This window comes from Priestia sp. TSO9, assembly GCF_021029645.1.
GTDB lineage: Bacteria > Bacillota > Bacilli > Bacillales > Bacillaceae_H > Priestia > Priestia megaterium_E.
In genome coordinates, this window is sequence record NZ_JAJEKD010000015.1 from 1,825,955 (window position 1) to 1,850,906 (window position 24,952).

Annotated in this window: 28 protein-coding genes, 1 riboswitch and 1 other annotated feature; of the genes, 11 read left to right on the forward strand and 17 right to left on the reverse strand. The window is 39.1% G+C overall.

The features are described from left to right. Positions 1-170: 170 nt before the first annotated feature. From leuS to LJC66_RS24620, 6 genes are all read right to left on the reverse strand, one after another. The gene (gene leuS / locus LJC66_RS24595; protein WP_230933692.1) at positions 171-2,585 is read right to left on the reverse strand and encodes a leucine--tRNA ligase; all 2,415 of its coding nucleotides are present in this window, start codon (positions 2,583-2,585) and stop codon (positions 171-173) included. A 64-nt stretch (positions 2,586-2,649) separates the two neighbouring features. Beyond that, positions 2,650-2,868, reverse strand: a binding site (T-box leader). A gap of 243 nt (positions 2,869-3,111) precedes the next feature. After that, positions 3,112-3,303 (reverse strand): hypothetical protein, encoded by a 192-nt coding sequence (locus LJC66_RS24600; protein ID WP_230933743.1) that lies wholly within the window; start codon positions 3,301-3,303, stop codon positions 3,112-3,114. A gap of 64 nt (positions 3,304-3,367) precedes the next feature. After that, positions 3,368-4,690, reverse strand: coding sequence for a GntP family permease (locus LJC66_RS24605; protein WP_028410479.1), 1,323 nt, complete (start codon positions 4,688-4,690; stop codon positions 3,368-3,370). A 156-nt stretch (positions 4,691-4,846) separates the two neighbouring features. Further along, positions 4,847-6,034: an MDR family MFS transporter gene (locus tag LJC66_RS24610; RefSeq protein ID WP_050688648.1), complete on the reverse strand. Its 1,188-nt coding sequence runs from the start codon at positions 6,032-6,034 to the stop codon at positions 4,847-4,849. 158 nt (positions 6,035-6,192) lie between these two features. After that, positions 6,193-6,348, reverse strand: a complete 156-nt coding sequence (locus LJC66_RS24615) for a hypothetical protein (protein WP_013059527.1) — start codon at positions 6,346-6,348, stop codon at positions 6,193-6,195. Between the two features lie 12 nt (positions 6,349-6,360). After that, the gene (locus LJC66_RS24620; RefSeq protein WP_013059528.1) at positions 6,361-6,624 is read right to left on the reverse strand and encodes a YtzC family protein; all 264 of its coding nucleotides are present in this window, start codon (positions 6,622-6,624) and stop codon (positions 6,361-6,363) included. Between the two features lie 169 nt (positions 6,625-6,793). Here LJC66_RS24620 and mnmL point away from each other — a divergent pair, with 169 nt between their 5' ends. Continuing rightward, entirely contained in the window at positions 6,794-7,756 is a 963-nt protein-coding gene (gene mnmL, locus LJC66_RS24625) for a tRNA modification radical SAM protein MnmL/YtqA (protein WP_230933693.1), read from the forward strand. After that, the gene (mnmM, locus tag LJC66_RS24630; protein ID WP_230933694.1) at positions 7,753-8,322 is read left to right on the forward strand and encodes a tRNA 5-(aminomethyl)-2-thiouridylate-methyltransferase MnmM; all 570 of its coding nucleotides are present in this window, start codon (positions 7,753-7,755) and stop codon (positions 8,320-8,322) included. Before mnmL ends, mnmM begins: the two co-directional genes overlap by 4 nt. A gap of 12 nt (positions 8,323-8,334) precedes the next feature. Here mnmM and LJC66_RS24635 read toward each other — a convergent pair whose 3' ends face one another. Continuing rightward, positions 8,335-9,393 carry a tetraprenyl-beta-curcumene synthase family protein gene (locus LJC66_RS24635; RefSeq protein WP_050688650.1) on the reverse strand — a complete coding sequence of 353 codons (1,059 nt, stop codon included), beginning with the start codon at positions 9,391-9,393 and terminating at the stop codon, positions 8,335-8,337. Between the two features lie 31 nt (positions 9,394-9,424). After that, entirely contained in the window at positions 9,425-10,201 is a 777-nt protein-coding gene (locus LJC66_RS24640; protein WP_013059532.1) for an alpha/beta fold hydrolase, read from the reverse strand. Between the two features lie 108 nt (positions 10,202-10,309). Here LJC66_RS24640 and LJC66_RS24645 point away from each other — a divergent pair, with 108 nt between their 5' ends. The 3 genes from LJC66_RS24645 to LJC66_RS24655 all read left to right on the forward strand — a co-directional run bounded on the left by LJC66_RS24645 (position 10,310) and on the right by LJC66_RS24655 (position 12,717). Further along, positions 10,310-10,837 (forward strand): gamma carbonic anhydrase, encoded by a 528-nt coding sequence (locus LJC66_RS24645; RefSeq protein WP_014457969.1) that lies wholly within the window; start codon positions 10,310-10,312, stop codon positions 10,835-10,837. Positions 10,838-11,028: 191 nt separating this feature from the next. Continuing rightward, positions 11,029-11,553 carry a phosphatase PAP2 family protein gene (locus tag LJC66_RS24650; protein WP_014457968.1) on the forward strand — a complete coding sequence of 175 codons (525 nt, stop codon included), beginning with the start codon at positions 11,029-11,031 and terminating at the stop codon, positions 11,551-11,553. Positions 11,554-11,571: 18 nt separating this feature from the next. Beyond that, a complete protein-coding gene (locus tag LJC66_RS24655; RefSeq protein WP_195695782.1) occupies positions 11,572-12,717 on the forward strand; it encodes a glycosyltransferase family 4 protein in 1,146 nt (381 codons plus the stop codon). Positions 12,718-12,749: 32 nt separating this feature from the next. Here the strand turns inward: LJC66_RS24655 and metK are convergent, their stop codons facing one another. After that, on the reverse strand, positions 12,750-13,952 hold the full coding sequence (gene metK / locus LJC66_RS24660; RefSeq protein ID WP_013059536.1) for a methionine adenosyltransferase: 1,203 nt from the start codon (positions 13,950-13,952) through the stop codon (positions 12,750-12,752). A 132-nt stretch (positions 13,953-14,084) separates the two neighbouring features. Further along, a riboswitch (SAM riboswitch) is annotated at positions 14,085-14,202 on the reverse strand. Positions 14,203-14,576: 374 nt separating this feature from the next. Between metK and pckA the strand changes: the two genes are divergently transcribed. Continuing rightward, positions 14,577-16,166, forward strand: a complete 1,590-nt coding sequence (pckA, locus tag LJC66_RS24665; protein ID WP_230933695.1) for a phosphoenolpyruvate carboxykinase (ATP) — start codon at positions 14,577-14,579, stop codon at positions 16,164-16,166. Between the two features lie 34 nt (positions 16,167-16,200). Here pckA and LJC66_RS24670 read toward each other — a convergent pair whose 3' ends face one another. Both LJC66_RS24670 and LJC66_RS24675 read right to left on the reverse strand, forming a co-directional pair. Beyond that, on the reverse strand, positions 16,201-16,443 hold the full coding sequence (locus LJC66_RS24670) for a DUF2584 domain-containing protein (RefSeq protein ID WP_013085261.1): 243 nt from the start codon (positions 16,441-16,443) through the stop codon (positions 16,201-16,203). Positions 16,444-16,497: 54 nt separating this feature from the next. Continuing rightward, entirely contained in the window at positions 16,498-17,280 is a 783-nt protein-coding gene (locus tag LJC66_RS24675) for an alpha/beta hydrolase family protein (protein ID WP_013059539.1), read from the reverse strand. Between the two features lie 172 nt (positions 17,281-17,452). Between LJC66_RS24675 and LJC66_RS24680 the strand changes: the two genes are divergently transcribed. The 3 genes from LJC66_RS24680 to LJC66_RS24690 are packed head-to-tail and all read left to right on the forward strand — an operon-like array spanning position 17,453 to position 20,016. Then, positions 17,453-18,451, forward strand: coding sequence for an ABC transporter substrate-binding protein (locus tag LJC66_RS24680; RefSeq protein ID WP_028410470.1), 999 nt, complete (start codon positions 17,453-17,455; stop codon positions 18,449-18,451). Position 18,452: 1 nt separating this feature from the next. After that, positions 18,453-19,223, forward strand: coding sequence for an ABC transporter ATP-binding protein (locus LJC66_RS24685; RefSeq protein ID WP_230933696.1), 771 nt, complete (start codon positions 18,453-18,455; stop codon positions 19,221-19,223). Beyond that, positions 19,210-20,016, forward strand: a complete 807-nt coding sequence (locus LJC66_RS24690) for an ABC transporter permease (protein ID WP_230933697.1) — start codon at positions 19,210-19,212, stop codon at positions 20,014-20,016. Before LJC66_RS24685 ends, LJC66_RS24690 begins: the two co-directional genes overlap by 14 nt. A gap of 46 nt (positions 20,017-20,062) precedes the next feature. Here LJC66_RS24690 and ytkD read toward each other — a convergent pair whose 3' ends face one another. The 5 genes from ytkD to LJC66_RS24715 all read right to left on the reverse strand — a co-directional run bounded on the left by ytkD (position 20,063) and on the right by LJC66_RS24715 (position 22,618). Next, positions 20,063-20,533 (reverse strand): RNA deprotection pyrophosphohydrolase, encoded by a 471-nt coding sequence (ytkD, locus tag LJC66_RS24695; RefSeq protein ID WP_013059543.1) that lies wholly within the window; start codon positions 20,531-20,533, stop codon positions 20,063-20,065. A 104-nt stretch (positions 20,534-20,637) separates the two neighbouring features. Continuing rightward, positions 20,638-20,958 carry a hypothetical protein gene (locus tag LJC66_RS24700; protein ID WP_025750716.1) on the reverse strand — a complete coding sequence of 107 codons (321 nt, stop codon included), beginning with the start codon at positions 20,956-20,958 and terminating at the stop codon, positions 20,638-20,640. A 74-nt stretch (positions 20,959-21,032) separates the two neighbouring features. Continuing rightward, a complete protein-coding gene (locus LJC66_RS24705) occupies positions 21,033-21,458 on the reverse strand; it encodes a phage holin family protein (RefSeq protein ID WP_014457957.1) in 426 nt (141 codons plus the stop codon). A gap of 81 nt (positions 21,459-21,539) precedes the next feature. Beyond that, positions 21,540-21,980 carry a Dps family protein gene (locus LJC66_RS24710; protein ID WP_013059546.1) on the reverse strand — a complete coding sequence of 147 codons (441 nt, stop codon included), beginning with the start codon at positions 21,978-21,980 and terminating at the stop codon, positions 21,540-21,542. 164 nt (positions 21,981-22,144) lie between these two features. Continuing rightward, the gene (locus LJC66_RS24715) at positions 22,145-22,618 is read right to left on the reverse strand and encodes an S-ribosylhomocysteine lyase (protein ID WP_013059547.1); all 474 of its coding nucleotides are present in this window, start codon (positions 22,616-22,618) and stop codon (positions 22,145-22,147) included. A 150-nt stretch (positions 22,619-22,768) separates the two neighbouring features. On the opposite strand from LJC66_RS24715, the gene yidD reads away from it, so the two are divergent. Beyond that, the gene (yidD, locus tag LJC66_RS24720) at positions 22,769-22,996 is read left to right on the forward strand and encodes a membrane protein insertion efficiency factor YidD (RefSeq protein WP_013059548.1); all 228 of its coding nucleotides are present in this window, start codon (positions 22,769-22,771) and stop codon (positions 22,994-22,996) included. A gap of 3 nt (positions 22,997-22,999) precedes the next feature. On the opposite strand, the gene LJC66_RS24725 is transcribed toward yidD, so the two are convergent. Further along, positions 23,000-23,572 carry a beta-class carbonic anhydrase gene (locus LJC66_RS24725; RefSeq protein ID WP_230933698.1) on the reverse strand — a complete coding sequence of 191 codons (573 nt, stop codon included), beginning with the start codon at positions 23,570-23,572 and terminating at the stop codon, positions 23,000-23,002. Between the two features lie 119 nt (positions 23,573-23,691). Here LJC66_RS24725 and LJC66_RS24730 point away from each other — a divergent pair, with 119 nt between their 5' ends. Then, a complete protein-coding gene (locus LJC66_RS24730; protein WP_195695779.1) occupies positions 23,692-24,879 on the forward strand; it encodes a GTP-binding protein in 1,188 nt (395 codons plus the stop codon). Positions 24,880-24,952: the final 73 nt, after the last annotated feature.

A 24,952-nucleotide genomic window follows, 5' to 3' on the forward strand; every position in this document is an offset into this window, starting at 1 on the left:
GCCACTAAATAAGAAAAGCTTAAGCAGCAAGATGCCTAAGCTTTTCCAATCGTAGTTAAAGGTTTGACTAAGCGCCTGATGTCAAACCCGAAAGGCGGACATCAGGCGCTTAGGTCTAGAACAGAACCCCTGACTGCTCTTTAGTCAGGGGTTCTCTTCTACATCCATACTTAATTAGCTACGATGTTTACTAATTTACCAGGCACAGCAATCACTTTGCGCACTGTCTTACCTTCAATGAACTCTTGAACATCTTCATTAGCCATTGCAATATCTTGAAGCTCTTCACGAGATGCCTCAGCAGGTACATTAACTTTTGCACGTACTTTACCGTTAATTTGAACGACAATTTCCACTTCATCATCTACAAGTTTCGCTTCGTCAAACGCAGGCCAAGCCTCATACGAAATTGTATCTTCGTTACCTAGTTTGCTCCATAATTCCTCAGTCGTATGAGGACAAATTGGTGCTAATAGCTTCACAAATCCTTCTACGTATTGCTTTGGCAGCACGTCAACTTTGTATGCATCATTGATGAATACCATAAGCTGAGAGATACCTGTATTAAAACGGAGGCCTTCGTAATCTTCCGTTACTTTTTTCACCGTTTGGTGATACACGCGTTCAAGCGTAGTGTCACTGCTTTCTTGAACCTTGCTGCTTAATTCACCGTTATCGTCAACAAGTAAGCGCCATACACGATCTAAGAAACGGCGTGCACCATCAAGCCCTTTTGTTGACCAAGCGATTGATGCATCTAAAGGTCCCATAAACATTTCGTAAAGGCGAAGCGTATCTGCACCGTGGCTTTCTACGATTTCGTCTGGGTTTACAACGTTACCTTTTGACTTACTCATTTTTTCGTTGTTTTCTCCAAGAATCATACCTTGGTTAAACAGTTTTTGGAACGGCTCTTTTGTTGGAACTACGCCGATATCATATAAAAACTTATGCCAGAAACGAGCATATAATAAGTGAAGAACAGCGTGTTCAGCTCCACCGATATAAATATCAACCGGCAACCATTCTTTTAATTTATCTGCATCTGCTAACGCTTCACTGTTTGTTGGATCAATGTAGCGTAAGTAATACCAGCAGCTGCCTGCCCATTGAGGCATTGTATTTGTTTCGCGGCGCCCTTTTTTGCCTGTTTCCGGATCTACAACGTTCACCCAGTCATCAATGTTTGCTAACGGAGATTCACCTGTGCCTGACGGTTTGATTTCAGTCGTTTTTGGTAACACAAGCGGAAGCTGATCTTCAGGAACTGCCGTTGTTGTGCCATCTTCCCAGTGAATAACAGGAATTGGTTCACCCCAGTAGCGCTGACGGCTGAATAACCAGTCACGCAGACGGTACGTTACTTGTTTTTCACCTTTTTCATTTGCTTGAAGCCACTGAATCATATTTGAAATTGCTTCTTCTTTATCTAAACCATTTAAGAAGTCTGAATTAACGTGCTCGCCGTCGCCTGTATAAGCTTCTTTTGAAACGTCTCCGCCCGCTACCACTTCTTTAATCGGCAGTTCAAATTTAACCGCAAATTCATAATCACGCTCATCATGAGCCGGAACAGCCATAATTGCACCGGTGCCATAGCTCATTAAAACATAGTCAGCAATCCAAATTGGCATTCTCTCGCCGTTTACAGGGTTAATTGCATAAGCACCAGTGAATACGCCAGTTTTGTCTTTAGCTAAGTCTGTACGTTCTAAATCGCTTTTGCTTTTAATTTGATCTAAATACGTTTCTACTGCTTCTTTTTGTTCGGCTGTTGTAATTTTTTCTACAAACGGATGTTCAGGTGCTAAAACGGCATACGTTGCCCCAAATAGCGTGTCAGGACGCGTTGTAAACACAGTAAACGTGTCCTCGTATCCATCGATTGTGAAGTGTACGTGAGCTCCTTCAGAGCGGCCAATCCAGTTGCGCTGCATTTCTTTAATACTTTCTGGCCAATCAAGCTCATCTAAATCTTCTAGTAAACGATCTGCATAAGCTGTGATTTTAAGCATCCACTGCTTCATTGGACGACGCTCAACCGGATGTCCTCCACGCTCACTTTTGCCGTCAATAACTTCTTCGTTCGCAAGTACTGTTCCTAGAGCAGGACACCAGTTAACAGCTACTTCATCCACATAAGCTAAGCCCTTTTTATATAGCTGTAAGAAAATCCACTGCGTCCATTTGTAGTAGGTAGGATCCGTTGTATTAATTTCACGCTCCCAATCGTAAGAGAAACCTAACGATTTGATTTGACGACGGAAATTATTAATGTTAAGTTCAGTGAACTCAGCCGGATCATTTCCTGTATCCAATGCGTACTGTTCAGCAGGTAGTCCGAATGCATCCCATCCCATTGGATGAAGTACATTGTATCCTTGCATACGCTTCATACGAGATAAAATATCCGTTGCTGTATAACCTTCTGGATGCCCAACGTGTAAACCCGCTCCAGATGGATAAGGGAACATATCTAATGCGTAAAACTTACGCTTTCCTTCATCTTCTGTTGTTCTAAATGTTTTATTTTCTTCCCAAACTTTTTGCCATTTTTGTTCGATCTTTTCATGATTAAAAGCCATACATAATCCTCCTTGTACGCTCCAGCTGTATTTAATTAAACTAAAAAACCCCTCATCCCTCAAACAAAGGGACGAGAGGTTGAATAAACTTCCCGCGGTACCACCCAAATTAGCACAATTATGTACTCACTCATTTTCCTTAACGCGGATAGACGGCAAATGTTACTTTACTTCACATTTACAACTCCAAGGTGAGTTCATGAACGCTCGTTTGCTGACTCGCACCACCCGTCAGCTCTCTTAGCTCGCTTCGTTCACTACTATTCCTTATCATAGTTTTTACATCATACTACCTTGTATTGTAAATAATATGTTCGTAAACTGCAAGTTGTTCAAGGGATTTTGTAAAAGTTTCTGCACTGCAGCACTGCTTTGTTGCTAAATCCTCTCTTTTATTCTTATATATGAACAACTTCTCCCAAAAACATACATCCACGGCCAAACAAAAAAGAGAGTGAGACATAATTAAATCAATCCAATTTAAAAACGAACAAATGGGATAAATGCGCTAGTATGAATTTCTTGGTTACACCGCTGTTGATTTCCGTGCAAGGCTCCTCTTTCCTCTGGCAGCCGATGATCCTCCTCGTTTCTTACACTCATGCGGGGTCTCACCTACTTCAGGAGTCTTTGTCTTGCCCTCCACTCCGCAGCTAGAAGCACCTAAACAAATGAAACCTACGTTCACTATAAACATGAAAAAATCCGAACGATTCATCGTTCGGATCTTCTTTCACCTAAAATACTTTTATCCCAGTCCCTACTTTCTTTAGCTGCTATTATTAAATGCCAAATCCAAAAGAAAACAGGATGATCGCAAGTACAAGACCAACAAGCGGCACAATCACCGTCATTGCTGCAACTGATCCATACGCATCTTTATGAGTTTCTCCGCAAATAGAATTAATTGTTGTTACGACATAACCATTATGAGGCAAGGAATCTAATACTCCAGAGGAAATAGCTACTACGCGATGGAGAGCTTCTGGATTTACACCAGCATCTAGATAGTGAGGCGCTAAAATTGGCAAAGCAATCGCCTGACCTCCTGAAGCCGAACCAGTCATCCCTGCGATAACACTCACGGCAATAGCTCCTCCAATCAACGGACTTCCTGGAATATGCGTCATGGCATCTACAGCCACTCCAAACGCGGGAACAGCCTTAGCAACCCCTCCAAAACCTACGACAGCAGCTGTATTCCCAATAGCAATTAACGCACCCAGCGTTCCTTCTGAAGCTGCATTCCAAAATCCTTTAAAATGCTTTCGATTTACAATGTATGTGACAATGATGCCGCTTAAAAGTGCGACAATCAGCGCAGATTGCTGAAGGGGCTTATGAAGTGCAAAAGAAATAATGAGCACGACCACAAGCGGAAGCAAACTTAATAAAGGATTAGGAAGAGACTGATTTTCCGTTACTACTGGATCTTTCTCGCGTGATATAAAACGCTCCCCATTTTTAACTGCTTTTGAAATCAAGCGCTTTAACCACCAGTAGCCGAATACAGCCATCACTACCGCTACAACTAAACTAACTTCCCATCCTGCATACGGACTAGTCTTTAAATATTCAATTGGAATCCAGTTTTGGATTTCAGGCGACCCAGCCGAGGTCATCGTAAACGTAACCGAACCAAATGCTAAAGCAGCAGGAATAAACCGCCTCGGCAAATCGGCTTGTTTGAATAAGCTTAAAGCCATTGGATAAACAGAGAATGCTACTACAAACAGACTGACTCCTCCGTATGTTAAGACCGCACAGGCAAGTACAATCGCCAACACTGCTCTTTTCATTCCTAGTTTACTGACAATCCAGCGGGAAACACTATCAGCGGCCCCGCTGTCTTCCATTACTTTTCCAAAGACGGCCCCCAATAGAAACATTAAATACCAAGCCGCAATAAATCCTGTGAAACCAGACATGTAATTTCCAACAAAATTTGCTTCTCCTTCTTTCACAAGCTGTGGAAATAAAGGCATTCCGCTTGTTAACGCAACAACTAAAGCACTGAGCGGACCTGCTATAAATAAATTCATGCCTCTCATCGTTAATACAATGAGCAGCAATAATCCTCCAATTAATCCAATCATACTAAGCATGTTTAGCCCCCCATGAAGTCATATAATTAGAAAACGCTTACATATTTACAGGTATATACTCCTTTCTTTGCTTGTCACGACCCTTACTATATTATTAAAGGAATACTGAAGACATTCCTACGTTTATTAAGCAGTCAAAAATAAAACCATCTCTATTTATTTAGAGATGGTTAACGAACGCTGACGTTTTTCTTTTAATTTATAATCGTATATCCATGTTGTACACATGCTGAATAGCAATAGCCCAATTAATAAATAGCACAGCGTAGACATATTAAAAGCATCGAAAATAACGCCTCCAAAGAGAGGACCAATCATTTTACCTGCAGTAGCCATGCTGTTAACTACACCTTGATAAAATCCTTCTTTTCCAGATGGAGCCAACTGACTTGCAACAGCTGGAATGGCCGGCCAAACGAACATTTCTCCAATTGTTAACACAACCATTGCTGTTAAGAACTGCGGAAATGTTGTAGCATTCACCACGATAACAAAAGAAGCCACAAAAATAACCGTTCCAATTAGGACCTGTACTTTTAACGTTTTTGCTACTTTTTGAATGATGGGTACAATCAAAGGCTGACCGACTACAATTAAAATCCCGTTAATCGTCCAAAGCAAACTGTAGCTGGAAAGAGGTATATTCAGCTCACGCGTATGCGTAGCAATCGTTGTTTGCCACTGAACATACGCCACCCAGCATAAGACATACCCCGTACATAAAATAAGAAGAGCAGTCAGCTTCGTTCTATGCCCAATGCTCCCTGCTTCATTAAGGACATTCGTTTGTCCCACGGTAACCGAAATATGACGATATGAAAAAATAGCAATAAGCAGAAAAATAACGTATAAAATTGTATTAGCTAAGAAAATATACGTAAATGAATAAGACGCTACAATGCCCCCTACCGCGGCGCCAATAGCTACTCCTGCATTTTGAGCAACGTACATCGCATTAAATGCTTTTCTTCCGCCTTGTGGCCAAACGGACCCTGCCATTGCATACATAGACGGAAACACAATACCAGATCCAAACCCTACAACAACCAAGAGAACAACGTATGTAGGCCAACCATGGAAAAACACGAGTCCCACTAATGCAATAAGAGTAATAATAATCCCTGATAAAATGGATTTATATCCTCCAATTTTGTCAAAAAGCGTTCCTCCAAGCAAATTTCCTACTACGCTTGCCGCAGAATTCAGCATAAGAACCACTCCTGCGACGGATAACGACTTTCCTAAATGTTCATTTATATAAATTGTATTGAGAGGCCATAAAAATGAAGCTCCCGTTACGTTTACAAGCATACCAATAATCAAAAACCAAAGTGATTTGGGCATTGATCTCCCCCCTATCTATTCGAATGCCAACGTACATTCTAGTCTTTTCTTAAAGGGTTCGCAATGCTTTTACATATAGACAATTTATTTGAAATTCGCTGACTATTTAAAAAGGTGATTTCACATGACAATATCATGCAAAACCACCTTTTTATCGCTTATTTTTGCTTCGAACGAACCGGCTGTGCACGCTTGCTGTTTCGTGCTTTTAATTCTTTTACCGGATCAAAATCTTTTCCTAGCTCAATGTCATTGCTGTTGATCCCGTTTTTTGTTTTTTGTTCCGGATTATTTTGATTTGAACGCGTTGCCATAAAATCCTCTCCTTAATGCTGAGTTGTGATCAATTTATTTTGCAGCTGCTGAACTTGCAGGCGCATGCGATATAGCTGCTCTCTTTGCTGTGCATTTGCACTGTGAGAAAACTCTTCAATTTCTTTATAAGCATTTTCTAATTTTTCCTGTGCTTTTGTATATTCAGTGTCGTTATAATGTTCTTGCTTCATGCCTTCCTGCAACTGACCTTGTCCAAAGCGAATAGCATCTTCACACTGTTGCATAAGTTGATCCACTGCTTGACGAGTTGTCATTCTCTATTCCTCCTATTCGTTCATTTCTGTCTTATATTGCGCAACTTTACTTCCCTTTACGACAAGAAGAACCTGTTAAATATAAGCATCCTTAAATTTGTTTGGCACTTTTTCACGTTTTTGATACAATTTGTTGATGTATATTGCATGTAAAAAGGAGGTTGCTGATTTGAGTCAGACAAACCCATTTCCGTATAAATCTGAAAACAAACGTTATCACACCTGGAATTACCACTTACGTAACCACTTTGGCCATAAGGTATTTAAAGTAGCCTTAGATGGAGGATTTGATTGTCCAAACAGAGACGGCACGGTAGCTCACGGCGGCTGTACGTTTTGCAGTGCTGCCGGCTCAGGGGATTTTGCCGGAAACAGAGCGGATGACCTCGTGACACAATTTAATGAAATCCGTGAAAAAATGCATCATAAATGGAAAGACGGAAAATACGTTGCTTACTTTCAAGCATTTACTAATACTCATGCTCCTGTCGAGGAGCTTCGTGAAAAATATGAAGCCGTCTTAAAGCTTCCCGGAGTTGTTGGGCTTTCTATCGCCACGCGCCCTGACTGTCTCCCCGACGATGTGGTGGAATACTTGGCTGAATTAAATGAACGAACTTATCTATGGGTAGAACTTGGACTGCAAACTGTGCATGAACGAACTTCACTGCTTATTAACCGGGCACACGATCATCAACGCTATGTAGATGGGGTAGCTAAGCTTCGAAAACACGGTATTCGCGTTTGTTCTCACATCATTAATGGTTTGCCTTTAGAAACACCTGATATGATGATGGAAACCGTACGTGAAGTAGCAAAATTAGACGTTCAAGGAATTAAGATTCATCTGCTTCATTTGCTAAAAGGAACTCCTATGGTCAAACAGTATGAAAAGGGCCTTGTTGAATTTCTTTCATTTGAAGAATACGTAAAGCTTGTATGCGATCAGCTCGAAGTAATCCCTCCTGAGATGATTGTTCATCGTATTACAGGCGATGGACCGATAGACCTCATGGTTGGACCGATGTGGAGCGTAAATAAGTGGAGCGTATTAAATGCCATTGACCAAGAGCTCCAACGTCGCCAAAGCTATCAAGGAAAATATTACGAAAAAGAGTTGATGGAAAGATGAAAATAGAACGTATCCTGCCTTTTGCCCGCAAATTGCTCACTAATGCTGTGGCCCCAGGAGATGTCGCGATTGATGCCACAGCAGGAAATGGACATGATACATTGTTCTTAGCTAACTTAGTCGGAGATACAGGTCATGTATATGCATTTGATATTCAACCTCAAGCCATTCAAGCAACTCAGCAGCGATTGACCGAACACCATGTAGAAAACAGAGTAACACTTATCCAAGAAACCCACAGCAATATAAACATGCTTCCTCGTTCTATTAAAGGACGAGTCACGGGCGCTGTCTTTAATTTAGGTTATTTACCAGGTGGAGATAAAGACATTGTCACCACTTCTGAAACAACAATCTCTGCAATTGAGCAGTTACTTGATTTGCTAGCACCTGAAGGAGTGATTGTGCTCGTTATTTATCATGGACACGAACAAGGGAAACAAGAAAGAGACGATTTACTAACATATGTCCAAAATCTTGATCAAAAAGACGTTCACGTTTTACAATATCGTTTCATGAATCAGCAAAACAACCCTCCCTTCATCATTGCTATTGAAAAAAGATAAGCCGCATATGGCTTATCTTTTTAACATTCGGTACAAGCGTCCGTTGATATAGAAAAAGTAGCTGAGGGCTCCCCCCGCTTTTATTAACCTACGTGCATTCACATGAACATGTTTTTGTGCCCGCACTTTTTGATCCGACAAATAAACGCCCAAGAGTCCTTTATAGATAAAGCAGTGAAAGTGATAATCCGGCAGTTTTTTAGCATATTCGTCCGCTTTTACGACAAAATGCAAAAAGCGATCCATCATTTGCTGATAATGAGGATAATAAAAACAAAAGTTCAAATCTCCTCCTGCTTTATCTTCTTCTTGGTCAATTAAATAATCGAGTAAAATATGTAAGCCTTGAATATAAGGAAAATATCCTGCTTTTATTTTCTGCGTCATTTCTTCGGTCATCTCTTCTTGAAAGCTATAAGCAACTAAACAAAAAATTCCTAACGTTGAACCAGAGCACGCTGAAAATTCATACCACTCCATTTCAGGAACACTGTGCCGGTGAGCATCGAACCAATTCTCTAATCGTGGAACTCTTTCCTTGATTTCAACATGCTTATGTATTTGCAAATCACAATAATAATTAGCTAGTTCTAATAAATGTGAAGAGACTATATGGTAATTACAAGCTTTTCGCAAGGACTGCTGACAAGTCTGGACAAGTCCGGCTAAGTATCCTCCGTCGTCTTTATCCGTTCGAAAACGATAGTAATCCCCAAGAGGTGCATGAGGATTCAACGCATCTGGCATTGATTCATGTAAGGCGGCAAAATCTTTAGGGTCAAGCGAATTGCTGCGGTCACATAAGTTATCTAAGTAATCGCTGATTGTTTGGTAGGCAACAATAAATTTCACGCATTCAATCATATTTTCTTTCGCTAAAATCGATAGGATACCGCCCCCTTCACAATGAAAAGTTTTTGTATCGATACTTGCCAATGCTTGAGTACGCAATTCTTTATTAGGAATCTCTTTTGCTCGTCCGCGCCAATAATTAAGCTCATGATGAACGACAGGAAACACTTCTCGATAAATTTTTCTCATTAAGGAAATAGGATGAGACGGAATCTTCATTTATTTTCACCTCAATTTCTTACCGCACTTATTAAATGTGAAGATCGACAAAACTTTTTGCATATGTAAAAACGTATTCTCTTTCAGGCTCATTAAAGATTTCATGATACAGCTGAGACCATTCTTTGTAGATTTTTTCACTTAGCTCTATTTCATCAAACCACTGCCTAACAATCAGCTTTTCAATAATTTTATCTTCTCCTGCCTGCATCACAAGAAGCGGGACATCAGGCAAACGATCGATATCTTTAAAAGCTAAGTTGACAGCTTGGATCAATTCCCGGTACCATCTTACAGAAACTTTTGTAACATACAGTGAGTCATTTTCATCTTCATCTCGAACTTCTTGGTTTCTTGTTGCTTTTTCAACAGTGAGACCTAAATCGAAAAGTTTGTTCGGCATGACTTTATTTAACCCTTTAGATAGCATATCTAAATAAGCCGGTACTTGCTCTTTTAATCCTAGACAAGGAGAGGAAAGAATCGCACCCCATATAGGGAGGTTTTTTGTCTGGAGCGTACGAATAACCGCCAGCCCTCCCATACTGTGACCTAACAGGAAAATAGGCAAATCATATTTTTGCGCTTCACGTACCCATTCTTCCACTTCATACACATATTCATCAAAGGATAGGATATGTCCTCTTCTTCTTGTTGTTAAGCCTTGGCCAGGAAGGTCTCCCATAATTACGTGCATTCCAACCGAACGCCACATCTCAATCAGCCAGCGATAGCGTCCGTGATGCTCCGCTGCTCCATGGACCATGACAATAACGCCTTTTGGATTTACTGCTTCCCATTTATGCATTTGAGTTACTCCTTCTTCCTTTTTTTTGTTTACCTGCTTAAAAAACCTTTGTACACTTACATTAGAAGATTTACTACTTTTTTTCAACTAATAAAGGGAGATGATTTGATGATTTATCCATATAAAGAAAAAATGCCTACCATTGCACCCAGCTGCTTCATCGCAGACTATGTCACGATTACTGGAGATGTCACCATTGGTGAAGAAAGCAGCATTTGGTTTAACACTGTTATTAGGGGAGATGTTTCACCTACGATTATTGGTAAACGAGTAAATATACAAGATCAATCAACACTCCACCAAAGCCCAAATGCTCCTTTGCTTATTGAGGATGATGTAACAGTAGGACATCAAGTTATTTTACATAGCTCCATCATCCGCAAACGCGCGCTCATTGGCATGGGTTCTATTATTTTAGACGGTGCGGAAATTGGTGAAGGTGCTTTTATCGGTGCTGGAAGCTTAGTGCCTCCCGGTAAAAAAATACCGCCTAATACTCTCGCACTCGGCCGACCTGCTAAAGTGATCCGCACTCTGACAGAAGAGGATTTAAAAGATATGCAGCGCATTCGTACAGAATATGTAGAAAAAGGGCAGTATTATAAGTCTATTAAGAAATCTGATTCTTCATTATAAAGGAAACGTTCCCTCAGAAAGTCATACTGAGGGAATTTTTTTAGTATCTCCACAAACTCTCCAATCATGTTCTATTCTCTCCACAATTGTAAAGAAATTTCCATATTAATTTACATCGTTTTAGTACTGCCTCCACAATTAAAGATTAAACTGAATAATAAAGACGTATCTATTGAAAAGGGAGCGACTCTATGAAAGCCAAGTTAATTCAGTATGTATACGATGCCGAATGCCGATTATTCAAAAGCGTAAACCAACATTTTGATCGAAAGCACTTAAATAGATTTTTACGTTTACTCACTCACGCCGGCGGAGCCACGTTTACCATTGTGATAGCGTGCTTGCTGTTATTTCTGCATCCTTCATCTGTCGCTTACGCTTGTGCGTTTTCTCTAGCCGTTAGTCATATTCCTGTGGCCATTGCTAAAAAACTATATCCGAGAAAACGACCTTATATTCAATTAAAACATACAAAAGTATTAGAAAATCCATTAAAAGATCATTCATTTCCATCTGGGCATACAACAGCTATTTTTTCGTTGGTTACCCCTCTTATGATTGTTTATCCAGCCTTCGCTGCTGTTCTTTTGCCTCTTGCAGTAACGGTAGGAATTTCAAGAATTTATCTCGGTCTGCACTATCCGACGGATGTCATGGTAGGCCTGATACTGGGCATCTTTTCAGGTGCTGTTTCACTGAACATATTTTTAACTTAATTAATAGGAGGAGTACTAATGAGAATTGCTTTATTTACGGATACATTTGCTCCAGAAGTTAACGGAGCTGCTAAAACACTTTATCAGTTTACTCAGTACGTCAAATCAAAGCAAATTCCCATCCAGGTATTTGCTCCTGAATTTGCTCATGATCAGTCATTTTCAACGTATGTTCACCGTTCGCCCAGCATGCCGTTTTTTCTTTATCCAAACAGCCGCTTTTCATTGCCAAACGTTCTAAAAATTAAAAAGCAGCTGCAGGAATTCAATCCTTCTATTATTCATTTGGCCACTCCTTTTACAATGGGGCTTTGCGGCTCCTATTACGGGAAAAGATTAGGTGTTCCTCTTGTCGGCTCTTATCATACCAATTTTGATGATTATTTATCTCACTATGAACTTGAAAAAATGCGTGTACCACTGCAAAAATATATGAAATGGTTTTATAAACCTGTACAAAAAATATTCGCTCCCTCTGAAGTGACCAAACAGCAGCTAGAAGAACAAGGGTTTCACAACGTATCTATTTGGTCGCGAGGAGTAAATCATAAATTATTTCACCCCCACTATGACCGCTTTGATATTCGCATTAAATATAATATTAAAAAGCCCTACATTTTAACGTATGTAGGAAGATTAGCTAAAGAAAAGAACGCTGATTTTTTAATAAAAATCGCACGATCTCTACCGGATCATATCCGCCATCAAATTCACTGGGTTATTGTGGGAGACGGCCCTTTAAAAGAACAAATGCAGCAGCAAGCATCTGAGCATATGACATTTACAGGCTTCCTTGAAGGTAAGCAACTTGCTCATATCTATTCATCATCTGATTTGTTTGTTTTTCCTTCAGAAACAGAAACCTTCGGAAATGTTGTACTGGAGTCTCTTGCTTCTGGAACTCCTGTAGTGGCAGCAAATGCAGGAGGAGTTAAACAGATGGTTCAGCATGGGCGAAACGGCTACCTTTGCAAACCTCACTCCTTAGAAGAATTCAGTTCGGCTATTACAGATTTACTCGATGATTTGCATCAGCGGCTTCACTTTGGCCATGCAGCGAGACAATACGCTCTTACTCAATCATGGGACGCCATTTTTCAGCATTTGCTTTCAGAATATGAAGGTGTCGTAGAAAAATCTGCTGCAGGTATTCAATGGGCATAAAAAAAATCTCCGTTTTCACGGAGATTTTTTTATTATTTAGCTAAAGCTTGAGTTTTTAATGCTTCCGCTTTGTCTGTGAACTCCCAAGGAAGCTCCACATCCGTACGACCAAAGTGGCCGTAAGCTGCTGTTTGCTTATAAATTGGGCGACGTAAATCAAGCATTTTAATGATGCCTGCTGGACGTAGGTCAAAGTTTTTGCGTACTACGTCTACTAGTACTTCTTCAGAAACTTTTCCTGTACCGAATGTATCAATTGAAATAGATACTGGTTGTGCAACACCAATTGCATATGCTAGTTGTACTTCACATTTATCAGCAAGATCAGCTGCTACAATGTTTTTCGCAACATAACGAGCTGCATAAGCTGCTGAACGGTCTACTTTTGTTGCGTCCTTACCAGAGAATGCACCGCCGCCGTGACGAGCATATCCGCCGTAAGTATCAACGATAATTTTACGACCAGTTAAACCAGCATCTCCTTGAGGACCGCCGATTACGAAGCGTCCTGTTGGGTTAATGAAATACTTTGTATTTTCATCAATTAACTCGTTTGGAACAACTGGATTAATAACATATTCTTTTAAGTTACGTTGAATTTGCTCTAACGTTACTTCTGGGTGATGCTGAGTTGAAATAACAATTGTATCGATGCGAACAGGTTTGTTGTTTTCATCATATTCAACTGTTACTTGTGTTTTACCATCCGGGCGAAGGTAAGGAAGAATTTCTTCTTTACGTACTTCTGTTAGACGGCGAGCAAGTTTATGAGCTAATGAAATTGGAAGAGGCATTAGTTCTTTTGTTTCGTTACATGCATAACCAAACATTAACCCTTGGTCTCCAGCTCCGATTGCTTCGATTTCTTCATCTGACATTTGACCTTCACGTGCTTCTAACGCTTGGTCTACACCAGCAGCGATATCAGCTGACTGCTCGTCGATAGATGTTAATACTGCACAAGTTTCAGCATCAAATCCATATTTTGCACGAGTATAGCCAATTCCTTTAATTGTTTCACGAACTGTTTTAGGAATATCCACGTAAGTAGAAGTTGTAATTTCACCACTTACTAAAACTAAACCAGTTGTTACGCTTGTTTCACAAGCAACACGAGCATTTGGATCCTTTGCTAGGATAGCATCAAGAATTGAGTCAGAAATTTGGTCACAAATTTTATCGGGATGTCCCTCTGTAACAGATTCTGACGTGAACAGACGACGTTGTGTTGACATCAGTTTTCCTCCTTATAAATACGATACATTGTGATACGGTACTCATTCCCTTATTTTCATTACACGTTAAAAAATATAAAAAAACCTTTCCTTGTATCGAGGAAAGGTATCAAATTCTACATAAGCCTTTCACTCTTATCGATCAAGGTTGTGCCCTTGCATCAGGTTAGCACCTTATCGTCTACACAAAAAAATGACGATGGTTGCTGGGTTTCATAGGGCCTGTCCCTCCACCAGCTCGGGATAAGAGAGTATCCGTTCAAGGACATATAATACATGAAAAAGCGCTTCACTGTCAACAACATTCAAATGGAAATCATCTCTTTATGTTTGAATCTGTTTTAATGTAACATACTCAAATTCTGAAATAGTACATCTTATTAAGAATTATCACTAAGTTTAGTTAATAAGACAGATCAAAATAAGGCTTTCATTTAAAACAGCTTCACTTTTTTCGCTTCTAGCACATATACATGTGTCTAAAATAGGTATAACGTACATTTTTTTATAATACACAAACATTTTTAGTTAAATAGTATAGAATAATTAAATAAATGTGTTATACTAATTATAAATTTCAAACATTAATGAATAAATAATAGCTAAAAAAGGAAGGTAGTGCACATGAGTACTGTTGATATGTCTATCGAATTAAATGGTTTGCTTCAATTAAAAACAACAAAACACCAATTATCTGTTCCACAACTTGTTGAAAAAATTCTAGCTCGACGCGAAGGAACGCTGACTTCTACAGGTGCTGTGTCAGTCGAAACCGGAAAATATACAGGTCGCTCTCCTTTAGATAAATTTATTGTAAGCGATGCTGTGTCTTCAAAAACGGTTGAATGGGGACCTGTCAATCAGCCAATTTCTGCTCAGCGATTCGATGCGCTATACAAAAAAGTCTTAACCCACTTAAAGAAGCAGGATGAACTTTTTGTTTTTAATGGATATGCTGGAGCTGATAAAAAGTATCAGTTACCAATTCAAGTAGTTAATGAATTTGCATGGCACAACCTATTCGCTCAGCAGTTATTCATTCGCCCTTCAGCCGAACAAAAAACAAATGATGATGTGAAGCCGTTTACAATTGTAGCAGCTCCAACGTTCAAAGCTGATCCTGAAACAGACGGGACGAACTCTGAAACCTTCATTATTCTTTCGTTAGAGCGACGTATTGTGCTAATTGGAGGAACTGAATACGCTGGTGAAATGAAAAAATCTATTTTCTCAGTGATGAACTTCTTGCTTCCTCAAAACAATATTCTATCCATGCACTGTTCTGCTAACGTAGGAGAAGAAGGTGACGTTGCATTATTCTTTGGTTTATCTGGAACGGGTAAAACAACGCTTTCTGCTGATGCAAACCGTCGTTTAATCGGAGATGACGAGCACGGTTGGTCAAGCTCTGGTGTATTTAATATTGAAGGAGGATGCTACGCGAAGTGCATTCAGCTTTCCGAAGAAAAAGAACCGCAAATCTTCAATGCAATTCGCTTCGGCGCCGTACTGGAAAATGTAGTGTTAAATCAAAATACGAAAGTAGCAGATTACAATGATAATAGTTTAACAGAGAATACTCGTGCCGCTTATTCAATTGACTCTATTGATAATATAGTATTGCCAAGCGTTGCTGGGCACCCTACAGCTATTGTCTTTTTAACTGCCGATGCTTTCGGGGTCTTGCCTCCAATCAGCAAGCTTACAAAAGAACAAGCGATGTACCATTTTCTGAGCGGATACACTAGTAAGTTAGCTGGAACAGAGCGCGGCGTAACATCGCCACAGGCTACTTTCTCTACATGCTTTGGTGAGCCTTTCTTGCCTCTTGCTCCAACAACTTACGCAGAAATGCTAGGAAAGAAAATCGATGAACATAATGTAAATGTCTACCTTGTAAATACTGGATGGACCGGTGGTGAATACGGCATCGGCGAACGAATGAAGTTAAGTTACACTCGAGCTATGGTTCAAGCAGCCCTTGAAGGAGAACTAGCTAATACCGAAACAGTAACAGACGCTATTTTTGGTTTATCGATTCCAACTCATGTTCCGGGAGTTCCTGATGAAGTGCTTCAGCCTTCTAAAGCATGGAACGATGCAACAGCTTATAATCAAAAAGCAACTGAGCTTGCTGCTAAATTCAAAGCGAACTTCAAGCGTTTTAATGATGTGGCATCTGATATTTCCACATTAGGAGGACCTAGGGTCTAATAAAAAACCGATCGTCTTAGAGACGATCGGTTTTTTAGTTAGTCGAATGTAATTTTGTCAGTTCATATGTGACAATGGTTTTTTCCTGTTCCATTTCTACCTTACGCACAACAGCAGTTCCAATACATTCTCCAGTTTTCGTTTTGTGAATGTTTAATGGAATATCTAACGGATACAAGCGATATCCTTTTTTCTCAATTTGAAAAATGTTATCCGTTACACGCTTTTCGTTGCCTTTTGTCACAATCATTGTATTTAATTCTAGCGGCATCCCCATTTTTTCTCACTCCTCACTGTTATTCTACTTGTTTTCTCTATCGTAGCATATCTTTTATTGCGCTTTCATCCACTTCGTTAACTTCTTCACCGTTTCTCGGTTTTCTTTTGGTGGAAAAGCATGTGGAAAGTTTTCGAAGTACCAGCTGGTAACTTTTTTATTGGACTTCTTTAGTTTAGATTCGAGCTGATAGGAATGATCAATCGACACGTTTTTATCTTCTAAACCATGAATAAGCAAGACCGGCGGCTCGACGAGATGAGCACGGTGCAAAGGTGTCCTCCATTCGTATCTTTCAGGATATTTAGAAGGAGTTCCTCCAATCACCCGCTTCATCATTCTTCTTAAATCTTCTCTTTCTTCATATGTCAGCACCATATCCGTGACGCCTCCCCATAACACAAGAGAGCGGCTGTCGTTTTTTTCAATGGCTGTGAGTAAAGCCATCACTCCCCCTCTTGAAAACCCAAAAATATGAATGCGGTCATGGTAGACGTTGGGGAGCTGTTTCAGTAAATCGTAAGCAGCAAAAGCATCGTAACGATCATCTCCTGCAAAATCTTCGTTTCCTTCGCCTCCTTGATTTCCCCTATAGAACGGAGCCATCACAATAAAACCTTGAGAAGCAAATTGAATGAGTCGAGCAGGACGAACCGTTCCTACGTTCTTAATACCTCCTCTTAAGTATAAAAAGCCGTCATACATTCCTTTTTCTTTTGGCTCTGCGAGCATTCCTTTAATCTTAAGCCCTTGACATGCATATGTAATCACCCACAGCGCCACACGAGGGTTTGATGATGGGAAACGCTGTTTATGAAGAATTGTTCCATCTTTCATTTTTTTCCTCCATTCTTTATATAACTAGCCTGCTTTCTCCCGCTAAGGTGTACTTTCAATTGTTGGCTAATACTTCTTTGATTTTACACATAGTTATATAGGCACTCACCTTCTTCTACTTTCTTACATACATTATCATAAAATATTTTATTCTTTTAAGGAGGTTTGCTTTATGAAACCAATCAAATGGCTTTTTTCTTTGCTTGCTATTATGATTTTACTCATTCCACTAATTAGCTGCAGCAAAACAACATCTGTACAAACGGTTCGTGTCGGCGAAGTAACTCGCTCTATCTTTTATGCTCCCCAGTACGTTGCTATTTCAAAAGGCTTTTTTGAAGAAGAAGGACTAAAAGTAGATTTAAAAACAACGTGGGGCGGAGATAAGACAATGACGTCACTTTTATCTGACGGCATCGACGTCGCCTTAGTCGGCTCGGAAACTTCAATCTACGTATATGCACAGGGGTCTAGTGATCCCGTCATCAACTTTGCACAACTAACCCAAACCGACGGAACATTTCTAGTAGCGCGTAAAAAAGTCGATCACTTCTCATGGGATCAGCTTAAAGGCAAAACGTTTCTTGGTCAACGTAAAGGCGGTATGCCGCAAATGGTAGGGGAATATGTGTTGAAACAGCATAATATTGATCCTAAAAAAGATGTAAAACTCGTTCAAAACATTGATTTTGCTAACGTTGCGAATGCTTTTGCTTCTGGTACTGGAGATTACGTTCAATTATTTGAGCCAACGGCTAGTATTTTAGAGCAACAAGGAAAAGGACATATCGTTGCTTCCTTCGGAAAAGAATCAGGAACAGTTCCTTATACAACATTTATGGCCAAAGAAAGCTATTTAAAAAATAATCCTGAAGCGGCAGCTAAATTTACTCGAGCTATTTACAAAGCACAAAAATGGGTGAATACACATAGCTCAGATGAAATTGCTGAAGTGGTTGCACCGTATTTTGAAGATACACCTAAAGACACGCTAAAAACCGTGATTGACCGCTATAAATCCCAAAAATCTTTTGCAACCAACCCTTTATTAGATCAAAAAGAGTGGGATCATTTACAAAAGATCATGGATGAATCTGGAGAACTTCCAAGACACATCGATCACAACAAGCTCGTCAACACAAAATTCGCAAAAGATGCAATGAGTGAGTAATATGACAAAACTTCACATTCAAGATGTTCAGCATATGTATCTTACGACAAAGTCTGCTACCACTGCACTTGAACATATTAATTTGTCTATTGAAGAAGGAGAATTTGTTTCCTTTCTCGGCCCAAGCGGATGTGGAAAAACGACGCTTCTATCGATTATTGCAGGCTTGATTGAACCAACGTTCGGCTCTGTCACAATAGACGGTGAAAATATCGGAACATCAGTCCCAAACATCGGTTATATGCTTCAACAAGATTATTTGTTTCCGTGGAAAACCATTAAAGAAAATATTTTACTTGGTCTTGAAATTCGCGGACAGCTAACAGATAAAACAGAGAGTAAAGCACTGTTACTCCTAAAAGAAATTGGTCTACAAGGCGTAGATGACCTATATCCACACCAGTTATCCGGAGGCATGAGACAACGCGTCGCTTTAGTCCGAACACTTGCCATTGACCCCGCTATTTTACTCTTGGATGAACCTTTTTCAGCACTTGATTTTCAAACAAAACTCAAGCTTGAAGAACTTGTCTCCAAAACGCTGATGACTTATCAAAAAACGGCTGTTTTGGTCACGCACGATATCGGCGAAGCCATTGCTATGAGCAGCCGAATCTTTTTATTCTCAGCCAAGCCGGGAAAAATCGCAAAAACATTCACGGTTCCTTCTATTTTACGAACCCTTTCTCCGTTTGAAGCACGACAGCATCCTGTCTATAACGATTTATTTATGGACATATGGAAGGAGCTTGATCAACTTGAAACCCACTAGTTCCCTAGATACTCTTCACGAAAGCTACCTTCGCAAGGTTCGGGGCGAAAAACGATTAGTACTGAGCGTACAGCTGGTCATTTTCTTAGCCTTTTTTAGCTTCTGGGAACTGGCTTCTCGTTTAAAGTGGATTGACCCTTTAATTTTCAGTTCCCCTACTAAAGTATGGCATTTATTTTTAATTAAACTTGCCGACGGCTCGCTGGCAGAACATATTGGTTTTACATTATTTGAAACGGTTCTTGGCTTCATTCTAGGCACATTACTAGGTATTTTACTTGCAACGGCCCTTTGGTATTCAACTAGGCTTGCCCATATATTAGATCCTTACCTCGTTATTTTAAACGCCATGCCTAAAGTAGCGCTGGGCCCTATTTTAATTGTAGCAATCGGGCCAGGGTTTTTCTCAATTTTAACGATGGGAGCGATCATATCCGTTATCATTACATCCATCGTCGTTTACACAGCCTTTAAAGAAGTTGATCCAAACTATATTAAATTACTAAAAAGCTTCGGGGCAACAAAAACCCGCTGTTTTAAAGAAGCAATTCTTCCAGCTTCCATGCCTGCCATTATTTCCACATTTAAAGTAAATGTCGGCTTATCTTGGGTAGGCGTCATCGTAGGAGAATTTTTAGTTTCTTCGAAAGGGCTTGGATATATGATTATTTATGGTTTCCAAGTCTTCAACTTTACCCTTGTTCTTCTCAGCTTATTATTAATTGCCATTTTCGCTACGATTATGTACCAAGGCGTTGCTTATTTAGAAAAGAAATTGATCCGACGCTCATAAAAAATCCCCCCGTACAAACGGGGGGATTTTTATTGATACGATGCTTTTACAAAAATGTTCTCTTTACATATTTCATTACATATTGTAAAACATTATCTTTCATGATGAAGCTGTATGCATCATCTTGTTGAATGCCCGAAGGTAGTTCATCAATCATCACGGGACCATCTGTTTCCATATAGTCTTCTTTTTTAATTACATTTCCAATAGTAGCAAAATAAATATTTTTAATAATGGTCTTTCCTTTACTTACTACTTTGTACTGACCAATATAAGTCAAAGAAGAGACTTCTCCGCCTGTTTCTTCAAATACTTCTCGAACCGCTGCTTCTTCTGGTACTTCATTGCCTTCTAGTTTTCCTCCGGGAAATTCTAAACCTCGTTTTGAGTGATTCGTTAGCAACCATTGATTTTCATACCTGCATACGACCCAAACATGACGTGGAGTTTTCGAGAATGGATTTTTTTCAAATGATAAAAATACTTGATTATGATATGCATCCTTAAATGTGTACATGGTCGACTCAAACTCCATTTGATTTTTCCCTTATTTTATCATACATTACGGTCATACCTGATAAGAAAAGTATGCTCGTACTTTTTTTATTTACTTTTTACCCCTTATTCCATTCTATCTGAAGATAAAATATTCATCTGTTTGATATGTGATTTTGTTTCATCATCTCCCAGCTGATAAAGCATGGCATATATGTCAACTGTTGTTTTATCGTACATATCATTTTGAGAATCATGATGATACTCCAGATACGGAATATGTGATCGCCAAAAGCTTGACCAATCGCTTGAAGCGCGCTGATCTAAATAGGTTCTCAGCTGCTCCACTTCTTCATCTGTTGCTTCAATCGCATAATTCCAATCTGAAGCAGTATTTGACTGATTGATTTCCCCTGAACTCAGAGATACATAATATTTTTTTGTCATGAAAGATATTCAGCTCCTTCTTTCTAGTGCCAACTTATCTTTCTTATTTGTATCTTATTCTTTTTTTATACACTCTAAGATTTAAAGCGGTCTTTTAAAATCGCTATTGCTTTTTTTAACGGCTCTGGAATCGGAACCCCTACAATTCTTGCGTTTTCTGTAATTGAAATCATTTCGTTTAAAATATAGAACAAAATAGCTCCATCTCGAATAATATGACCGTTTTCCCAAAATACAGAATCGATAAAGTTTGCTACAGCAATCATGGCAAAAATAAAAATCTTTTTGGCAATTCCTTTAAAACCTACTTTGCTAGATAAACGTTTATTTATAAAAGCTGCAATCGTGCCTGTCAAGTAATCCATTGCCACTAATGCTACTAAAGCCATTAGTAAATAGTCCCACTCTCCAAATAAAAAAAAAGCCAGTGAACCTAAACTTGAAATTATCAAGACAGAAAGCTTCTGCATATCCACTTTTTTCACCCTTTCAGCAGTCATATCCCTACAGTATATGCCGGTGAAAGAAAAGTGTTCGTCCATCTTATCATAAAAAAACCTGCGATTACTCGCAGGTTTTAATTATTTGCCTAGGAATGATTTTAACATCCACGTATGCTTTTCTAAGCTTTGATGAATGGCTAACAGCATGTCTCCTGTTGTTTCATCGCCCGCTTCACCGGCTGCGTCCATTCCTTCTTTTAATTCAGCAGTTAGCGTATCAAAATCGCTTACTAAAGAAGCAACCATGTCTTTAGCCGTTTCGCTTCCATCCGCTTCTTTAATAGAAGAAAGTTCTAACGATTCTTTCATTGTTGCCACAGGTTTTCCTTCTAATGCTAAAAGGCGTTCTGCAAGGTCATCAATAATTGTAGCTGTTTCCGTATACAGCTCTTCAAACTTTTCATGAAGAGTGAAGAATTGTTCACCTTTTACGTACCAGTGAAAGTTATGAAGTTTTATGTACATTACACTAAAATTCGCTACTTGTTTATTAACGATTTCATTTACATTTGCTGCCATGTTTTTCGCTCCTTTGTGAACTCTTTATATAATATAGTTGTACCCTTTTTTAGTTGATTAAAACATTTTTTTCATAAAAAGAGACATTTCCCTTTCTTTAGACTCAGCGAAACTTCTTCAACTTTTTTCAAATAAAATAAGCAGCCCAGCGGACTGCTTATTTTTTAACCAAATACTTTTTCTAAATCTTCTTTGTCCTGTTCTAGCCAGAACTTCATCAAGCGTTTTGCTCCTTCTAAATCGTGAAGTTTCGCTTGACCGCACTGCTTTTCGTTTGCTGCTGGAATTTCAGTAATGTTAATTGCATCTTTTAACGTATCGTCTAACAAGTCAATAATTTCACGCACAGTTGGCTCGCCGCTCACTACTAAGTAGTACCCAGTTTGACATCCCATAGGCGAAATATCAATAATATCAAAGTGATCGTATTTTTCTACATGAGTACGAATATTAAAAGCTAATAAATGCTCTAGCGTATGAATAACGTCCGGCTTCATTGCTTGTTTGTTTGGCTGGCAAAAACGAATATCAAATTTATTTACAACGCCGTCGCTTCCCACTTTGTGAACACCGCAGTGTCTTACGTAAGGTGCTTTAACCGCATTATGATCTAGCTCAAAACTTTCTACTGATGGCATAATCCCACTCCTTTTTTCTTCTTTCACCTATCATAACATGCAATTCCGATATATTTCATCCATTTAATAACCTTTATTTCTTTTAGTTGCTTTTTATTCCTTCTATCCCTTATAGTATGAGCAAACACGAAAGAAAGAACGTGATAATAAATGATTGCAAAGCTTTTGCTTTTACTTATAAAAGGATATCAAAAAGGAATTTCACCTTTTCTTCCGGCAAGGTGCCGGTTTTACCCTACTTGCTCCCAGTACGGAGTTGAATCCATTAAACGCTTTGGTGCCGTAAAGGGATCTTATTTGACTGTAAAACGCATTTTAAAATGCCACCCGTTCCATCCGGGTGGCATCGATGAAGTACCTGAGAAAAAATCACACTAAGCTTTAGTTGTTTTCGATTGCTTCATACCCATTTACAACAACGTCTAGCTTTCCTGTATTTGGATCAATAACTAGTCCATGTACAGGAGTATCTTTTGAAAATAGAGGATGATTACGGATTGTCTCTACACTATGCTGAACAGTCTCTTCTACTGAATCAAAACCCGTTAACCATTGTTTCAAGTCCATAGAATATTCAATGGTATTAATCACTTCATCTGAGATGCCTTTTGCTCTTACTTTCTCTAAAAAAGGTTCCGCCTGAAGTTTACCTGCTCCGCAGTCATGGTGACCAATTACACATACCTCATCAGCTTGTAGCTCGTACACAGCTACTAAAATGCTTCGCATAATACTTCCAAATGGATGTGAAACAAGTGCTCCTGCATTTTTAACAATTTTCACGTCTCCGTTGCGCAGATTTAAAGCGTGCGGAAGCAATTCTACTAATCTTGTGTCCATACACGATAAAATAACCATTTTTTTATCAGGGAATTTGCTTGTTTCGTAAAATTCATACTTCTTTTCTTCTACAAATTTTTTGTTGAATTCTAAAACATCTTGTAATAAGCTCATTTGCTGTCTTCTCCTTCATAAAAAAAATTCTTTCTTGTATTATAATACTTTTTCCTATAAGATGAAAAGTGTTAAATCGTAATCATTATTATTTAAAGACAAGAAAGTAGGTTAAAACAGTGAAAAAAATTCCCGTTACCGTTTTAAGCGGATACCTTGGTTCAGGTAAAACAACGCTTTTGAACCATATTTTAAAAAATAAAGAAGGTTTAAAGGTCGCGGTCATTGTCAATGACATGAGCGAAGTAAATATTGATGCAGACTTAGTTAAACAAGGCGGATTTTCTCGAACAGAAGAAAAACTTGTTGAAATGCAAAATGGCTGTATTTGCTGTACGCTCCGAGACGATCTAATGAAAGAAGTAGAACGCCTAGCTGACAATGGTGATATTGATTATATTGTCATTGAATCCTCCGGAATCAGCGAACCGATCCCTGTTGCTCAAACATTTACTTATATTGATGAAGAGCTTGGCATTGATTTAACTCAGAAATGTTCGTTAGATACGATGGTCACTGTGGTAGATGCTAATCGCTTTTGGGAAGACTTTTCATCCGGCGAAAGCTTATTAGACCGCAAAGAAGGAACAGATGAAAACGATACAAGAGAAGTGATTGATTTATTAATCGATCAAATTGAATTTGCAAACGTCATTTTATTAAACAAAGTTGATTTGTTAACAAAAGATGATGCAGATGAGCTGCAAGCTGTTCTTCACAAATTAAATCCAGAAGCCACTGTTATCCAAACAATTAATAGTGAAGTAAGCCTTGAAGCCATACTTCATACTGACTTATTCGACTTTGAAAAAGCTAGTCAAGGAGCCGGATGGATTAAAGAATTAAATGAGGAACACCATACGCCTGAAACGGAAGAGTTTGGTATTTCTTCTTTTGTATACAGAAGGAATCGTCCCCTTCATCCTGAACGCTTTATGAAATGGTTAGAGAACTGGCCGGTTGATATCGTACGTGCAAAGGGATTTTTCTGGCTTGCTTCGCGTAATAATATGGCAGGACTTCTTTCTCAAGCGGGTACGTCCATTATGATTCAAGCAGCAGGTGAATGGATAGCAACTTACGCACCGGAAGAAAGAGAACAAACCTTAAAAGAAGAGCCTGAATTACGAGCAAAATGGGATGAACAATTTGGAGATCGTATTAACGAGCTCGTGTTCATTGGTATTGATATGAACAAAGCGGAAATAATTGAAACTTTAGACCGCTGTTTGCTGACAAATGAGGAAATGAATCAAGATTGGGCTACTCTCAAAGATCCCCTTCCGAAGTTTACAGTAAGCGCGTAAATTTTTAGTTTTCAAATCGTAATAATTACGATATAATAACATAGGTCATAAATGGTTACGATACAAACGGAAG

What these genes read in the sequence shown, in the direction of transcription:
- LJC66_RS24670 (WP_013085261.1), bottom strand. Translation starts at nt 16,443, where the DNA reads ATGGGGATGCCGCTAGAATTAAATACAATGATTGTGACAAAAGGCAAC.
- LJC66_RS24615 (WP_013059527.1), bottom strand. Translation starts at nt 6,348, where the DNA reads ATGGCAACGCGTTCAAATCAAAATAATCCGGAACAAAAAACAAAAAAC.
- LJC66_RS24680 (WP_028410470.1), top strand. Translation starts at nt 17,453, where the DNA reads ATGAAACCAATCAAATGGCTTTTTTCTTTGCTTGCTATTATGATTTTA.
- LJC66_RS24725 (WP_230933698.1), bottom strand. Translation starts at nt 23,572, where the DNA reads ATGAGCTTATTACAAGATGTTTTAGAATTCAACAAAAAATTTGTAGAA.
- LJC66_RS24620 (WP_013059528.1), bottom strand. Translation starts at nt 6,624, where the DNA reads ATGACAACTCGTCAAGCAGTGGATCAACTTATGCAACAGTGTGAAGAT.
- LJC66_RS24705 (WP_014457957.1), bottom strand. Translation starts at nt 21,458, where the DNA reads ATGACTGCTGAAAGGGTGAAAAAAGTGGATATGCAGAAGCTTTCTGTC.
- LJC66_RS24640 (WP_013059532.1), bottom strand. Translation starts at nt 10,201, where the DNA reads ATGCATAAATGGGAAGCAGTAAATCCAAAAGGCGTTATTGTCATGGTC.
- mnmM (WP_230933694.1), top strand. Translation starts at nt 7,753, where the DNA reads ATGAAAATAGAACGTATCCTGCCTTTTGCCCGCAAATTGCTCACTAAT.
- LJC66_RS24635 (WP_050688650.1), bottom strand. Translation starts at nt 9,393, where the DNA reads ATGAAGATTCCGTCTCATCCTATTTCCTTAATGAGAAAAATTTATCGA.
- LJC66_RS24645 (WP_014457969.1), top strand. Translation starts at nt 10,310, where the DNA reads ATGATTTATCCATATAAAGAAAAAATGCCTACCATTGCACCCAGCTGC.
- metK (WP_013059536.1), bottom strand. Translation starts at nt 13,952, where the DNA reads ATGTCAACACAACGTCGTCTGTTCACGTCAGAATCTGTTACAGAGGGA.
- LJC66_RS24710 (WP_013059546.1), bottom strand. Translation starts at nt 21,980, where the DNA reads ATGGCAGCAAATGTAAATGAAATCGTTAATAAACAAGTAGCGAATTTT.
- yidD (WP_013059548.1), top strand. Translation starts at nt 22,769, where the DNA reads ATGATTGCAAAGCTTTTGCTTTTACTTATAAAAGGATATCAAAAAGGA.
- LJC66_RS24685 (WP_230933696.1), top strand. Translation starts at nt 18,453, where the DNA reads ATGACAAAACTTCACATTCAAGATGTTCAGCATATGTATCTTACGACA.
- pckA (WP_230933695.1), top strand. Translation starts at nt 14,577, where the DNA reads ATGAGTACTGTTGATATGTCTATCGAATTAAATGGTTTGCTTCAATTA.
- ytkD (WP_013059543.1), bottom strand. Translation starts at nt 20,533, where the DNA reads ATGTACACATTTAAGGATGCATATCATAATCAAGTATTTTTATCATTT.
- LJC66_RS24600 (WP_230933743.1), bottom strand. Translation starts at nt 3,303, where the DNA reads ATGAATCGTTCGGATTTTTTCATGTTTATAGTGAACGTAGGTTTCATT.
- LJC66_RS24675 (WP_013059539.1), bottom strand. Translation starts at nt 17,280, where the DNA reads ATGAAAGATGGAACAATTCTTCATAAACAGCGTTTCCCATCATCAAAC.
- LJC66_RS24655 (WP_195695782.1), top strand. Translation starts at nt 11,572, where the DNA reads ATGAGAATTGCTTTATTTACGGATACATTTGCTCCAGAAGTTAACGGA.
- leuS (WP_230933692.1), bottom strand. Translation starts at nt 2,585, where the DNA reads ATGGCTTTTAATCATGAAAAGATCGAACAAAAATGGCAAAAAGTTTGG.
- LJC66_RS24650 (WP_014457968.1), top strand. Translation starts at nt 11,029, where the DNA reads ATGAAAGCCAAGTTAATTCAGTATGTATACGATGCCGAATGCCGATTA.
- LJC66_RS24610 (WP_050688648.1), bottom strand. Translation starts at nt 6,034, where the DNA reads ATGCCCAAATCACTTTGGTTTTTGATTATTGGTATGCTTGTAAACGTA.
- LJC66_RS24700 (WP_025750716.1), bottom strand. Translation starts at nt 20,958, where the DNA reads ATGACAAAAAAATATTATGTATCTCTGAGTTCAGGGGAAATCAATCAG.
- LJC66_RS24605 (WP_028410479.1), bottom strand. Translation starts at nt 4,690, where the DNA reads ATGCTTAGTATGATTGGATTAATTGGAGGATTATTGCTGCTCATTGTA.
- LJC66_RS24715 (WP_013059547.1), bottom strand. Translation starts at nt 22,618, where the DNA reads ATGCCATCAGTAGAAAGTTTTGAGCTAGATCATAATGCGGTTAAAGCA.